This is a genomic window from Mitsuaria sp. RG (genome assembly GCF_028369275.1).
Lineage (GTDB): Bacteria > Pseudomonadota > Gammaproteobacteria > Pseudomonadales > Pseudomonadaceae > Aquipseudomonas > Aquipseudomonas peradeniyensis.
The window spans coordinates 12929-25606 of record NZ_JAQMYQ010000028.1 but is presented as its reverse complement, the minus strand read 5'-3'; the positions used below and the strand labels follow the sequence as shown (position 1 = coordinate 25606).

12 protein-coding genes and 1 pseudogene are annotated in these 12678 nt (G+C 64.7%); 5 read left to right on the top strand and 8 right to left on the bottom strand.

Annotated features, from left to right (window positions below; translation table 11 throughout):
* Positions 1-86: 86 nt before the first annotated feature.
* Both rpoZ and POF53_RS16425 read right to left on the bottom strand, forming a co-directional pair.
* Positions 87-278 (bottom strand): annotated as a pseudogene (gene rpoZ, locus POF53_RS16430) (DNA-directed RNA polymerase subunit omega); the annotation flags it as partial.
* Positions 279-556: 278 nt separating this feature from the next.
* Positions 557-1432, bottom strand: a complete 876-nt coding sequence (locus tag POF53_RS16425; protein WP_203649385.1) for a LysR family transcriptional regulator — start codon at positions 1430-1432, stop codon at positions 557-559.
* A gap of 208 nt (positions 1433-1640) precedes the next feature.
* Between POF53_RS16425 and POF53_RS16420 the strand changes: the two genes are divergently transcribed.
* From POF53_RS16420 to POF53_RS16410, 3 genes are all read left to right on the top strand, one after another.
* Positions 1641-3023, top strand: coding sequence for a glutamine synthetase family protein (locus POF53_RS16420; protein WP_203649387.1), 1383 nt, complete (start codon positions 1641-1643; stop codon positions 3021-3023).
* A gap of 4 nt (positions 3024-3027) precedes the next feature.
* Positions 3028-3801, top strand: coding sequence for a gamma-glutamyl-gamma-aminobutyrate hydrolase family protein (locus POF53_RS16415; protein WP_498968547.1), 774 nt, complete (start codon positions 3028-3030; stop codon positions 3799-3801).
* 112 nt (positions 3802-3913) lie between these two features.
* Positions 3914-5455: an APC family permease gene (locus POF53_RS16410; protein ID WP_203649391.1), complete on the top strand. Its 1542-nt coding sequence runs from the start codon at positions 3914-3916 to the stop codon at positions 5453-5455.
* A 134-nt stretch (positions 5456-5589) separates the two neighbouring features.
* Here POF53_RS16410 and gmk read toward each other — a convergent pair whose 3' ends face one another.
* Together gmk and POF53_RS16400 are read right to left on the bottom strand one after the other, a co-directional pair.
* Positions 5590-6210 carry a guanylate kinase gene (gene gmk, locus POF53_RS16405; RefSeq protein WP_203649393.1) on the bottom strand — a complete coding sequence of 207 codons (621 nt, stop codon included), beginning with the start codon at positions 6208-6210 and terminating at the stop codon, positions 5590-5592.
* 13 nt (positions 6211-6223) lie between these two features.
* Entirely contained in the window at positions 6224-7075 is an 852-nt protein-coding gene (locus POF53_RS16400; RefSeq protein WP_498968544.1) for a YicC/YloC family endoribonuclease, read from the bottom strand.
* A gap of 236 nt (positions 7076-7311) precedes the next feature.
* Between POF53_RS16400 and rph the strand changes: the two genes are divergently transcribed.
* Positions 7312-8034 carry a ribonuclease PH gene (gene rph / locus POF53_RS16395; protein ID WP_009681991.1) on the top strand — a complete coding sequence of 241 codons (723 nt, stop codon included), beginning with the start codon at positions 7312-7314 and terminating at the stop codon, positions 8032-8034.
* Positions 8035-8095: 61 nt separating this feature from the next.
* On the opposite strand, the gene crc is transcribed toward rph, so the two are convergent.
* Positions 8096-8875: a catabolite repression control protein Crc gene (gene crc / locus POF53_RS16390; RefSeq protein WP_203649402.1), complete on the bottom strand. Its 780-nt coding sequence runs from the start codon at positions 8873-8875 to the stop codon at positions 8096-8098.
* A gap of 80 nt (positions 8876-8955) precedes the next feature.
* Between crc and pyrE the strand changes: the two genes are divergently transcribed.
* Positions 8956-9597, top strand: coding sequence for an orotate phosphoribosyltransferase (gene pyrE, locus POF53_RS16385; protein WP_011536401.1), 642 nt, complete (start codon positions 8956-8958; stop codon positions 9595-9597).
* A 179-nt stretch (positions 9598-9776) separates the two neighbouring features.
* Here pyrE and argB read toward each other — a convergent pair whose 3' ends face one another.
* From argB to dut, 3 genes are all read right to left on the bottom strand, one after another.
* A complete protein-coding gene (gene argB / locus POF53_RS16380; RefSeq protein ID WP_028689938.1) occupies positions 9777-10682 on the bottom strand; it encodes an acetylglutamate kinase in 906 nt (301 codons plus the stop codon).
* 30 nt (positions 10683-10712) lie between these two features.
* Complete coding sequence (locus POF53_RS16375) at positions 10713-12101, bottom strand: phosphomannomutase/phosphoglucomutase (protein WP_498968588.1); 1389 nt, start codon at positions 12099-12101, stop codon at positions 10713-10715.
* A gap of 119 nt (positions 12102-12220) precedes the next feature.
* Positions 12221-12676, bottom strand: a complete 456-nt coding sequence (gene dut / locus POF53_RS16370; protein ID WP_050707525.1) for a dUTP diphosphatase — start codon at positions 12674-12676, stop codon at positions 12221-12223.
* Positions 12677-12678: the final 2 nt, after the last annotated feature.

Below are 12678 nucleotides of genomic sequence, written 5' to 3'. Positions count from 1 at the left end.
CGACTGGGCATCAATCAGACGGCCTCGTTGTTCTCGTCCTCGAACGCGGCGAATACCGGATCCTCGGTGACGATCTCTTCGGCGGCGATGAACTCTGGCGTGACGATGCCTTCGGCGATTTCACGCAGGGCGACGACGGTCGGCTTGTCGTTTTCCCACGCAACGCGTGGCTCTTTGCCGCCGGTAGCCAGCTGGCGGGCGCGCTTGGTCGAGAGCATGACCAGCTCAAAGCGGTTATCCACGTGTTCCAGGCAGTCTTCAACAGTTACGCGGGCCATGGTCTTCCTCAGTAGCAAATGCGGTAGGCGTGCGCCCAGAATGGGCAGGCGGACTCGATAGTTTAAAAAATCACCAGCCAATAGGGAAGGGCTGTTTTGTCGGGTGTGCCTGTGGCGCTTCTATCGCGGGGCAAGCCCGCTCCCACGTTGCCCGTTTCGGGAACACATTCGTGGGAGCGGGCTTGCCCCGCGATAGGGCCGATCCAGACAACTGGAGCCAACCGCCGATGCCCGACAATAGCGTGCCGTCCATCGCCGACACAACCGCCCCTGACGCGTTAACGCAACATTGCGTCGCGCAGGCGCGGAGTCAGCTCCTCGAACAGCGTCTGCACCGAGCGCAGGGCGCGGCAATCGGGTCGGGTCAGCAGCCACAACTGGGTGTCGCAGCCGGGCAGCGGGCCGCTCAGCGCCTCGACGCCGGGCAGGTCGTGGACCATGTAGTCGGGCAGTGCCGCCACGCCCAGGCCGGTGGTCACCAGTTGGGCGATGGTCGACATGCCGCTGCACTGGTAGCGCGGGATCAGCCCCGGGTGATGCTGGTTACGCCAGACCACCGTGGCGTGGTCCTGCATGGAATCGTCGGGGGCGATCCATGGCACGTTGGCGGCGGACTCCTGCAGGCGCTCGCGCAGCACCGGCAGGCCGCAGACCACGTAGGAGGTCGAGCCCAGGCAGCGGCCCACCAGGTGTTCCGGCGGCGTGTTGGTCAGGCGCAGGGCGATGTCGGCATCGCGGCGACTGAGGTTGGCGAAGGTGTTGGAGGTGCCCATTTCCAGCGACAGCGCCGGGTAGTTGGGCATGAACTCGGCCAGCGCCGGCAGCAGCAGGCTGTGCAGCACCGCCTCGGTGCAGGTCAGGCGCACGGTGCCGCTGACCACCTGCTCACCGCTGGTCAGGGCGATGCGCGCCGCGTCCAGCGCCTGTTCGGCGCGCTCGGCCTGCTCGGCCAGGGCCTGGGCGGTATCGGTGGGCAGGTAGCCCTTGCGGCTCTTGACGAACAGCGCGGTACCCAGCGCCGATTCCAGCCGGCGGATCGAGCGGAAGACCGTGGAAACGTCGACCTTGAGCAGTTCGGCGGCCTTGGCCAGGGAGCGGCCGCGCTCCAGCGCCAGGACCAGTGAGAGGTCTGCATGGTTGATCTGATATTGCATCGGTGCACGCTCTGCTTGCCAAAATGCCAATGTCTGTTGCGTTGAGGCCATTTTATAGTGGAACGGCCCCCGGGAATCAATGCAGCCGGTCGGCAACAAGCCCCCCACGATGGGCCAGTTAAAAGAACAACAGCAGCACCATCGTCGCCTGCCAAGGCGTCATCCGCAGTTCCCCACATCGCCGCTCCAAATCGAAGGATGTACAGCCATGACGTCGGTCTCCCCGTGCGCCAGTTCTTCCCGCGAGATGAATGAGTTCCTGGATGCCCATCCGGATACCCAGTACGTCGACCTGCTGATCTCCGACATGAACGGGGTGGTGCGCGGCAAGCGCATCGAGCGCGCCAGCCTGCACAAGGTGTACGAGAAGGGCATCAACCTGCCAGCCTCGCTCTTCGCCCTGGACATCAACGGCTCGACCGTCGAAAGCACGGGCCTGGGCCTGGACATCGGTGACGCCGACCGTATCTGTTTCCCGATTCCCGGCACGCTCTGCGACGAGCCATGGCAGAAGCGCCCGACCGCGCAGTTGCTGATGACCATGCACGAACTGGACGGCGCGCCGTTCTTCGCCGACCCGCGCGAGGTGCTGCGCCAGGTGGTGAGCAAGTTCGACGACCTGGGCCTGGATATCTGCGCCGCGTTCGAACTGGAGTTCTACCTGATCGACCAGGACAACCTCAACGGCCGTCCGCAGCCGCCGCGCTCGCCGATCTCGGGCAAGCGCCCGCAGTCGACCCAGGTGTACCTGATCGACGACCTCGACGAATACGCCGACTGCCTGCAGGACATGCTCGAAGCGGCCAAGGAGCAAGGCCTGCCTGCCGACGCCATCGTCAAGGAAAGCGCCCCGGCGCAGTTCGAGGTCAACCTGCACCACGTCGCCGACCCGATGAAGGCCTGCGACTACGCGATCCTGCTCAAGCGCCTGATCAAGAACGTCGCCTACGACCATGAGATGGACTCCACCTTCATGGCCAAGCCCTATCCGGGCCAGGCGGGCAACGGCCTGCATGTGCACATCTCGCTGCTGGACAAGAAGACCGGCAAGAACATCTTTGCCAACGACGACCCGCTGCAGAGCGACACCCTGCGCCACGCCATCGGCGGCGTATTGGAGACCATGCCGGCGTCGATGGCCTTCCTGTGCCCGAACATCAACTCCTACCGCCGCTTCGGCGCCCAGTTCTACGTGCCCAACGCACCGAGCTGGGGCCTGGACAACCGCACCGTGGCGGTCCGCGTGCCGACCGACAGCAGCGAGAACGTGCGCATCGAGCACCGCGTGGCCGGCGCCGACGCCAACCCGTACCTGATGCTCGCGGCGATCCTCGCTGGCATCCATCACGGCTTGACCAACAAGGTCGAGCCGGACGCGCCGATCGAGGGCAACTCGTACGAACAGCTGGAACAGAGCCTGCCGAACAACCTGCGCGACGCCCTGCGCGCGCTGGACGACAGTGAAGTCCTCAACCAATACATCAGCCCGGACTACATCGACATCTTCGTGGCCTGCAAGGAGAGCGAGCTGGCCGAATTCGAAGTGTCGATCTCCGACCTCGAGTACAACTGGTACCTGCACACGGTGTAAGCCCATGAGCGCAATTGCGGTCCCCTTGATCGGTGTCAGCGCCTGCCGCCAGCAGGTGGGGAAGAACTCGTCGCACACGGTGGGCGACAAGTATGTCGAGGCCGCAGGCTTTGCCGGGCTGCCGCTGATCCTGCCGGCGCGTGATGGCGGCAGCGACACCCAGGCGCTGCTGGCCCGGCTCGATGGCATTCTTTTTACCGGTTCGCCTTCAAATGTCGAGCCGCATCATTACAATGGCGCCCCCAGCGCGGAAGGTACCCGGCACGATCTTGCACGTGACCGCCTGACCTTGCCGCTGCTGCAGGCGGCCATTGCCGCCGGTGTGCCGGTGTTGTGCATCTGCCGTGGCTTCCAGGAACTGAACGTGGCCCTTGGCGGCAGCCTGCACCAGCGGGTGCAGGAGTTGCCCGGCTACCTGGACCACCGTGAACCTGAGGACGCACCCCTGGAGGTGCAATACGGCCCTCGTCACCCTGTCGGCATCGAGCCGGGTGGGGTGTTCGAGCGCCTGGGCCTGGCTGCGCAGTTCGAGGTCAACTCGCTGCACAGCCAGGGCATCGACCGCCTGGCCCCGGGCCTGCGTGTCGAAGCACGGGCCCCGGATGGCCTGATCGAAGCGGTGTCGATGCCTGATGCGCCGGGCTTTGTTGTCGGCGTGCAGTGGCACCCTGAATGGCGTTTCGCCGAAAACCCGGTTTCGCTGCGCCTGTTCGAGGCGTTCCGCGAGGCCTGCATTGCCCATGCTGCACGGGAGGGTGCGCGCCAGGAGCGATTCTGACGTCACCCGAAAGTCTCGGATGACTCACCCCCAAAGCGAGCTTTCAATGAGTGGAAGCGGGCCCTCTACGGCGGGTCTGTGACAACAATTCCAATAGTTACGGCAAATACTCATGAGCGATTACACAGAAGCCGGACGCCCACCCGACGTGGCGTCCGACTCGGGCAACACCCAGCGCGGCAAGGGCCTGGCCAAGGGCCGCCTCGGCCTGCTGGCCAGCGTCGTGCTGGGCATTTCCACCATCGCCCCGGTCTACACCCTGACCGGCGCGCTCGGCCCGACCGTGCGCGAAGTCGGCGCCCACCTGCCGGCGGTGTTCATTGTCGGCTTCCTGCCGATGCTGCTGGTGGCCCTGGGTTACCGCGAGCTGAATTCGGCGGAGCCCGACAGCGGCACCTCCTTCACCTGGTCGGCCCGGGCTTTTGGCCCGATGATCGGCTGGATCGGCGGCTGGGGGCTGGTGGTCGCCACCACCATCGTGCTGTCCAACCTGGCGGGCGTGGCGGTGGACTTCTTCTACCTGTTCCTGGCCCAGATCACCGGCAACCAGGAACTGGCGGCACTGGCGGACAACCTGTTGGTCAACGTCACCACCTGTTGCGTGTTCATTGCCCTGGCGGTGTGGATCTGCTGTCGCGGCATGGCCACCACCATGACCGTGCAGTACGGCCTGGTGGCCTTGCAACTGCTGGTGCTGATCGGCTTCGCCTTCGCCGCCTTCGGCGAGACCACCGCGCCGCCGCCGCTGGCATTCGATCTTGCCTGGTTCAACCCGTTCGGCGTCGAGTCGTTCTCGGCGTTCGCTGCGGGCCTGTCGTTGTCGATCTTCATCTTCTGGGGTTGGGACGTGTGCCTGACCGTCAGCGAAGAGTCGGTCGGCAGTGAAGAAGTGCCCGGCAAGGCCGCCACCTGGACCGTGCTGCTGATTCTCGGCCTGTACCTGCTCACCGCCATCGCCACCCTGCAGTTCGCCGGGATCAGCGAGGATGGCCTGGGCCTGGGCAATCCGCGCATCCAGGAGAACGTGTTCGCCCACCTGGCCGGCCCGGTCATGGGGCCGCTGGCGATCCTGATGTCCATCGCCGTGCTGGCCAGCACCGCCGCCTCGCTGCAGTCGACCTTCGTCTCGCCGGCGCGCACCTTGCTCGCCATGGGTTACTACGGCGCCGTGCCGCAGCGCTTCGCCACGGTCTGCCCGCGTTCGCAGACGCCACGTTACGCAACCATCTGCGCCGGTATTGCCGCGGGCCTGTTCTACGTGACCATGCGTACCCTGAGCGAGAACGTGCTGGCCGACACCATCACCGCGCTGGGCATGATGATCTGTTTCTACTACTCGCTGACCGCGTTCGCCTGCGTGTGGTACTTCCGCCGCAGCCTGTTCGACAGCGTGCGCCACTTCTTCATGCGCGGCGTCTGCCCGCTGGTGGGTGGGGTGATCCTGTCGGTGATCTTCATGCGCACGGCGATCGACAGCGCTTCGCCGGACTTCGGCAGCGGCTCGCATGTGGGCGGGCTGGGGCTGGTGTTCGTGATTGCGGCGATCATCTCGGCACTGGGGATCGTGCTGATGATGCTGTCGCGGCTGCGGGCGCCGGCGTATTTCCTGGGGGCTACCCTGCGTCAGCAGGCGACCATTCAGTTGCAGGAATGAAGCTGGGGGCGCTCTGCGCCCCTTTCGCGGCACAAGGCCGCTCCTACAAGGGATCGCGTCAATATGGACTGATGCGATCGCCTGCAGGAGCGGCCTTGTGCCGCGAAAGGGCCGCAGAGCGGCCCCTCGGTCTATCAGTTCAGCAGTTCTTTTAGCAGGCCACCATGGCGCTGTTGCTGTTTCTTCAGCAGCAGGCGGTTGGCCTTGAACACAGCCTTCAACTCGTCCAGCGCCACGTCAAAGTCATCGTTGATGATGACGTACTCATACTCGTCGTAGTGCACCATCTCGCTGACCGCTTCCTTCATACGCCCGGCGATGATCTCCTCGCTGTCCTGCCCACGGCCATCCAACCGTTGACGCAAGGCCTCCTGGCTTGGCGGCAGGATGAAGATCGAACGCGCCTCGGGCATCAGCTTGCGCACCTGCTTGGCGCCTTGCCAGTCGATTTCCAGGATCAGGTCGAAGCCCTGGTCGAGAGTTTCCTGCAACGCGCTGCGCGACGTGCCGTAGAAGTTGCCGAACACTTCGGCGTGCTCGAGGAAGTCGCCCTGGGCGATCAATGCCTTGAACTCCTCGTGGACGACGAAGTGGTAGTTCACCCCGTGCTCCTCGCCCGGACGCATGGCGCGGGTGGTGTGGGAGACCGAGACGCGCACGTTGGTGTCGTCCTTGATCAGGGCCGTGACCAGGCTGGTCTTGCCGGCGCCGGACGGGGCCGAAACGATGTAGAGGGTGCCGCTGCTGTGGTTCATGGTGGGGGTGGCCTTACTCGATATTCTGTACTTGTTCACGCATCTGTTCGATCAGCACCTTCAGGTTGACCGCCGCCTGCGTGCTGCGCGGGTCGAAGGCCTTGGAACCGAGGGTGTTGGCTTCGCGGTTGAGCTCTTGCATCAGGAAGTCCAGGCGCCGGCCGGCGGCGCCGCCGGACTTGAGCACCCGGCGCACCTCGGTGACGTGGGTGCTGAGGCGGTCCAGCTCCTCGGCGACATCGCTCTTCTGCGCCAGCAGGACCATTTCCTGCTCCAGGCGCTGCGGATCGAGCTCGGCCTTCATGTCGCCGAAGCGATCGAGGACCTTCTGCCGTTGCGCGGCCAGCATCTGCGGCACCAGGGTGCGCAGGGTGGCGACTTCGCCGGCCATGCTGTCCAGGCGTTCGTTGATCAGCCGGGCCAGCTCGGCGCCTTCGCGCTCACGGCCCGCCTTGAGTTCGGCCAGCGCCTCGTCGAACAGGGCGATGGCTTCGGCATTGAGCGCCTGCGGGTCGCTGGCGTCGGCCACCAGCACGCCTGGCCAGGCCAGCACTTCCAGCGGGTTGAGCGGCGCTGGCTGCTTGATCAGGCCGGCGACGGTCTCGGCGGCGGCCACCAGCTGCGCGGCGCGCTCGCGGTCGACCTGCAACGGCTTGCCGGCGTTGTCCTCGCTCAGGCGCAAGGTGCACTCGACCTTGCCGCGGGACAGGCCCTGGCGCAGGCCCTCGCGTACCGCGCCTTCGAGGTCGCGCAGCGCTTCGGGCAGGCGCAGGTGGGGTTCGAGATAGCGGTGGTTGACCGAGCGCAGCTCCCAGACCAGGGTGCCTTGGCTGCCAGCGCGCTCGACACGAGCAAAAGCGGTCATGCTATGCACCATGGGGAGTACCTCGCGTATTCAGGTGAACGGGGAGCCTGTCGGCTGCAAGGCGCAGGATTGTAGCGCAGTGCGGCCCGGGCGCCCAATCCACCCATGCTACCGACCCTCTTCTGGCCTGTCGGAAAAGGCGACAGGCTGCGCGGGTACGACGACAGGCGTGCCTTCGGCGGGCGGCGGGCTCTATAATGCTCGGCAGATTCAAAGTCCCGGTACAGGTATCCCAGATGAAACGTCCAAGTGGTCGCGCCGCCGATCAGCTCCGCTCGATCCGCATTACCCGCAACTACACCAAGCACGCCGAGGGATCGGTACTGGTCGAGTTCGGTGACACCAAGGTCATCTGCACGGTCAGCGTCGAGAATGGTGTTCCCCGCTTCCTCAAAGGTCAGGGCCAAGGCTGGCTCACCGCCGAATACGGCATGCTGCCGCGTTCGACCGGCGAGCGTAACCAGCGTGAGGCCAGCCGCGGCAAGCAAGGTGGCCGCACCCTCGAAATCCAGCGCCTGATCGGCCGCTCCCTGCGCGCCGCGCTGGACATGAGCAAGCTCGGCGACATCACCCTGTACGTCGACTGCGACGTGATCCAGGCCGACGGCGGTACCCGTACCGCCTCGATCACCGGCGCCATGGTCGCCCTGTGCGACGCCCTGGCGGTGATCAAGAAGCGTGGCGGCCTCAAGGGCGGCAACCCGCTCAAGCACATGATCGCCGCAGTGTCGGTGGGCATGTACCAGGGCGAGGCCGTGCTCGACCTCGACTACCTCGAGGACTCCGCCGCCGAGACCGACCTGAACGTGGTCATGACCAGCGCCGGTGGCTTCATCGAAGTGCAGGGCACCGCCGAAGGCGCGCCGTTCCAGCCTGAAGACTTCAACGCCATGCTGGCGCTGGCGCAGAAGGGCATGACCGAGATCTTCGAACTGCAGCAGGCCGCATTGGCTGACTGACTGTTCCTGTAGACACGAAAAAGCCGACATCAATGTCGGCTTTTTCGTGTCTGGACAGCACTCAGATGGTCAGCGTCCAGTCGTAGTCCACGATCAGCGGCGCATGCTGGGAGAAGCGCGGCTGGCGCGGCAGACGGGCGTTGCGCACGAAGCGGCGCAGGCCTGGGGTGAGGATCTGGTAGTCGAACCGGTAACCCAGGTTGAGCATCTCGGCCTGCTCGTTGTCCGGCCACCAGCTGTACTGGTCGCCTTCACGGCTGACTTCGCGCAGGGCGTCGACATAGCCCATGTCGCCGACGATGGCGTCCATCCAGGCGCGTTCCGGCGGCAGGAAGCCGACCGACTGCTGGCTGTCGCGCCAGTTCTTGATGTCGAGCTTCTGCTGCGCCACGTAGAACGAGCCGCAGTAGATGTATTCGCGACGCTTGCGACGCTGCTTGTCCAGGTACTTGGCGAAGTCGTCCATCAACTTGAACTTCTGGTTCAAGTCTTCGTCGCCGTTCATGCCCGAAGGCAGCAGCAGGCTGGCAATACTGACTTTGTCGAAATCTGCTTGCAGATAACGCCCGTAGCGGTCGGCTGTCTCGAAGCCCAGGCCGGTGATGACTGCCTTGGGCTGCATGCGCGAGTACAGTGCCACGCCACCTTGGGTGGGCACCTCCGCGTCGCAGGCGTAAAGGAAATAGCCATCGAGCTGGAAAGCTGGGTCGTCGAGTTCAAAGGCCGAGGCGCGGGTATCCTGAAGGCAGATGACGTCGGCATTCTGGGCTTGCAGCCAGCTGAGCAATCCACGCTCGGCCGCAGCCTGAATGCCATTTACGTTCACACTGATGATCCGCATAAATGGCCCCAAAAATCTCGTGCGTGTATGATACCCGAGCTCAACACATTTAGCTAAATCCGTGGTGTCCGGGACCTTTCATGCAGCCGTATCAGCGCGACTTCATCCGTTTTGCCATCGATCGCGGCGTTCTGCGCTTCGGTGAGTTCACTCTGAAATCGGGGCGTACCAGCCCGTACTTCTTCAATGCCGGCCTGTTCAACACAGGTTCCGCGCTGGCCCAGCTGGGGCGTTGCTACGCGGCGGCCATCGTCGACAGCAAGATCCCCTTCGACGTGCTGTTCGGCCCGGCCTACAAGGGCATTCCCCTGGCGGCGGCCACTGCCGTGGCCCTGGCCGAACAGCACCAGCTCGACGTGCCGTGGTGCTTCAACCGCAAAGAGGCCAAGGATCACGGCGAGGGCGGCAGCCTGGTCGGCGCCCCGCTGGCCGGTGACGTGCTGATCATCGACGACGTGATCACTGCCGGTACCGCCATCCGCGAGGTCATGCAGATCATCAACGCCCAGCAGGCCAAGGCCGCTGGCGTGCTGATCGCGCTGAACCGCGAAGAGCGTGGCAATGGCGAGCTGTCGGCGATCCAGGAAGTGGAACGCGACTTCGGAATCCCGGTGGTCAGCATCGTTTCGCTGACCCAGGTGCTGGAGTTCCTGGCTGACGATCCGCAGCTCAAGCAGCATCTGCCGGCTGTAGAGGCGTATCGGGCGCAGTACGGGATCTGATCCTGGCCTGGAAATGAAAAAGGCGACCTTCTTGCGAAGGTCGCCTTTTTTGTGTCGCCTGTTCCGGCCCTTTCGCGGGTGAACCCGCTCCCACAGGATCGCCACAGCCCTCAAAGGCGGTGCTATCCCTGTGGGAGCGGGTTTACCCGCGAAGAGGCCAGAACAGGCTAACCGATCACTCAGCGTGGCTTGCGGTTGGTGATCAGGGTGCCCACGCCGCTGTCGGTGAAGATCTCCAGCAGCACGGCATTCGGCACGCGACCGTCGATGATGTGCGAGCTGTTGACGCCGCCCTGGACGGCGTCCAGCGCGCATTTGATCTTCGGCAGCATGCCGCCGTAGATGGTGCCGTCGGCGATCAGTTCGTTGACCTGCTCGGTGGTCAGGCCGGTGAGGACCTCGCCCTGCTTGTCCATCAGGCCGGCGATGTTGGTCAGCAGCATCAGCTTCTCGGCTTTCAGCGCCTCGGCCACCTTGCCGGCCACCAGGTCGGCGTTGATGTTGTACGACTCGCCGTTGGCGCCCACGCCGATCGGTGCGATCACTGGAATGAAGTCGCCTTTGACCAGCATGTTCAGCAGGTCGGTGTTGACGCTCACGACCTCGCCGACATGGCCGATGTCGATGATTTCCGGGGTGGTCATCTCCGGGGTCTGACGGGTGACGGTCAGCTTCTTGGCGCGGATCAGCTCCGCGTCCTTGCCGGTCAGGCCGATAGCGCTGCCGCCGTGGCGGTTGATCAGGTTGACGATGTCCTTGTTCACCTGGCCGCCCAGGACCATTTCCACCACGTCCATGGTCGCCGCGTCGGTGACGCGCATGCCGTCGATGAAGTGGCTGTCGATCGACAGGCGCTTGAGCAGGTCGCCGATTTGCGGCCCGCCGCCGTGCACCACCACCGGGTTGATGCCCACGGCCTTCATCAGCACGATGTCACGGGCGAAGCCGGTCTTGAGCTCCTCGCTCTCCATCGCGTTGCCGCCGTACTTGATCACCAGGGTCTTGCCGACGAAGCGGCGGATGTAAGGCAGTGCTTCGGACAAAACCTCGGCTACATGGGAAGCGGCATCGCGATCGAGGGTCATGCAGGGCTCCAGGTAAGGAACGTATAGTCGTCAGAACGGCAGTTGCAGGCCGGGTTGGACCCGCAGCAACTGCGTGCGGAATACAGCCTTGATTCGGTCGAGCTCTGCCGCGCTGTCGGCCTCGAAGCGCAGCACCAGCACCGGCGTGGTGTTGGAGGCGCGGACCAGGCCCCAGCCGTGGGGATAGTCGACCCGCACACCGTCGATGGTGGTCAGGTTGGCTTCGCCCCAGTCGGCGTCGCGTTGCAGTGCATCAATGATGCTGAATTTACCCTCGTCGGTCACATCAATGTTGATTTCCGGCGTGGAAATATCATTGGGGAACGCGGCGAACAGGGTTTCGGCGTCCTGCCCGGCCTTGCTGAGGATCTCCAGCAGGCGCGCGGCGCTGTAGATGCCGTCGTCGAAACCGTACCAGCGTTCCTTGATGAAGATGTGTCCGCTCATCTCGCCGGCCAGCAGCGATCCGGTCTGCTTCATCTTCTTCTTGATCAGCGAGTGGCCGGTCTTCCACATCAGCGCACGGCCACCGTGCTGCTCGATCAGCGGGGTCAGGCGGCGGGTGCACTTGACGTCGAAGATGATCTCGGCGCCCGGGTTGCGCGACAGCACGTCCTGGGCGAACAGCATCAGCAGGCGGTCGGGATAGACGATGCTACCGGTGTTGGTCACCACGCCGACGCGGTCGCCGTCGCCGTCGAAGGCCAGGCCGATGTCGGCACCGGTCTCTTTCACCTTGGCGATCAGGTCTTCCAGGTTCTCGGGCTTGCCCGGGTCCGGGTGATGGTTGGGGAAGTTACCGTCGACCTCGCAGAACAGCGGGATGACGTCGCAGCCCAGGGCCTCGATCAGTTGCGGGGCGACCACGCCGGCGGCGCCGTTGCCGCAGTCGACCACCACCTTCAGGCGCTTGGCCAGCTTCACGTCGGCGGTGATCTGCTGGAAGTAGCGGTCGAGGATCTCGACTTTTTCCACACGGCCTTCGCCGCGGGTCAGGTCGTTGGTCTTCAGGCGCGTCAGCAGGGCCTGGATCTGCTCGTTGGCCAGGGTGTCGCCGGCGATGACGATCTTGAAACCGTTGTAGTCCGACGGGTTGTGACTGCCGGTGAGCATCACCCCCGACTTGCCGGCCAGCACGTTGGCGGCGTAGTACAGCGCCGGAGTGGGTACCAGGCCGACATCGCTGACCTGGCAACCGGCGTCGGCCAGGCCCTTGATCAGTTGCTCGACCAGCATCGGGCCGGACAGGCGGCCATCACGGCCGACCGAAATCTGTGGCTCGCCCTGGGCGAGGGTCTGGGCGCCGATGGCGCGACCGATCCAGTAGGCGGTCTCGGCATGCAAGGTCTTGCCAACCACACCACGGATGTCATAGGCGCGGAAGATGCTGTCGGGCAGTGCGGGGACCAGCTGGGCCATGTCGTTCATCTCTGGGGACTCCATAAGTCAAAGGCTTCTGGGCAAGCGCAAACTGAACGCTTGGACGGCGGTTTCGCCAGAGAGTTCGCCATCCATGGCCCGAGCGGTCTGCTGTCGGCTCAGCGGGTGCCGGAGTGCCCGAAGCCGCCGGCACCGCGCTGGGTCTCGTCGAACTGCTCGACGATGTCGAAGTGCGCCTGCACCACCGGCACCAGGATCAGCTGGGCGATGCGCTCGCCGACGGTGATGGTGAACGGCGTATTGCCGCGGTTCCAGCAGGAGACCATCAGCTCGCCCTGGTAGTCCGAGTCGATCAGGCCGACCAGGTTGCCCAGCACGATGCCGTGCTTATGGCCCAGGCCCGAGCGCGGCAGGATCATGGCCGCCAGGCCCGGGTCGCCGATGTACACCGACAGGCCGGTGGGAATCAGCAGGGTCTGGCCCGGCTCGAGGACGGTGTCCTCCTTGAGCAGGGCGCGCAGGTCCAGGCCGGCGGAGCCGGGGGTGGCGTACTGCGGAAGGGGGAATTCGGTGCCCAGGCGTGGGTCGAGGATCTTGGCTTGAAGAGCGTGCATGT

Bases quoted from the DNA above. Each gene is read 5' to 3' on its own strand.
- rph (WP_009681991.1), top strand. From the start codon at position 7,312: ATGAAACGTCCAAGTGGTCGCGCCGCCGATCAGCTCCGCTCGATCCGC.
- gmk (WP_203649393.1), bottom strand. From the start codon at position 6,210: ATGAACCACAGCAGCGGCACCCTCTACATCGTTTCGGCCCCGTCCGGC.
- POF53_RS16375 (WP_498968588.1), bottom strand. From the start codon at position 12,101: ATGGCCCAGCTGGTCCCCGCACTGCCCGACAGCATCTTCCGCGCCTAT.
- crc (WP_203649402.1), bottom strand. From the start codon at position 8,875: ATGCGGATCATCAGTGTGAACGTAAATGGCATTCAGGCTGCGGCCGAG.
- dut (WP_050707525.1), bottom strand. From the start codon at position 12,676: ATGCACGCTCTTCAAGCCAAGATCCTCGACCCACGCCTGGGCACCGAA.
- POF53_RS16420 (WP_203649387.1), top strand. From the start codon at position 1,641: ATGACGTCGGTCTCCCCGTGCGCCAGTTCTTCCCGCGAGATGAATGAG.
- POF53_RS16410 (WP_203649391.1), top strand. From the start codon at position 3,914: ATGAGCGATTACACAGAAGCCGGACGCCCACCCGACGTGGCGTCCGAC.
- POF53_RS16415 (WP_498968547.1), top strand. From the start codon at position 3,028: ATGAGCGCAATTGCGGTCCCCTTGATCGGTGTCAGCGCCTGCCGCCAG.
- argB (WP_028689938.1), bottom strand. From the start codon at position 10,682: ATGACCCTCGATCGCGATGCCGCTTCCCATGTAGCCGAGGTTTTGTCC.
- POF53_RS16400 (WP_498968544.1), bottom strand. From the start codon at position 7,075: ATGACCGCTTTTGCTCGTGTCGAGCGCGCTGGCAGCCAAGGCACCCTG.
- pyrE (WP_011536401.1), top strand. From the start codon at position 8,956: ATGCAGCCGTATCAGCGCGACTTCATCCGTTTTGCCATCGATCGCGGC.
- POF53_RS16425 (WP_203649385.1), bottom strand. From the start codon at position 1,432: ATGCAATATCAGATCAACCATGCAGACCTCTCACTGGTCCTGGCGCTG.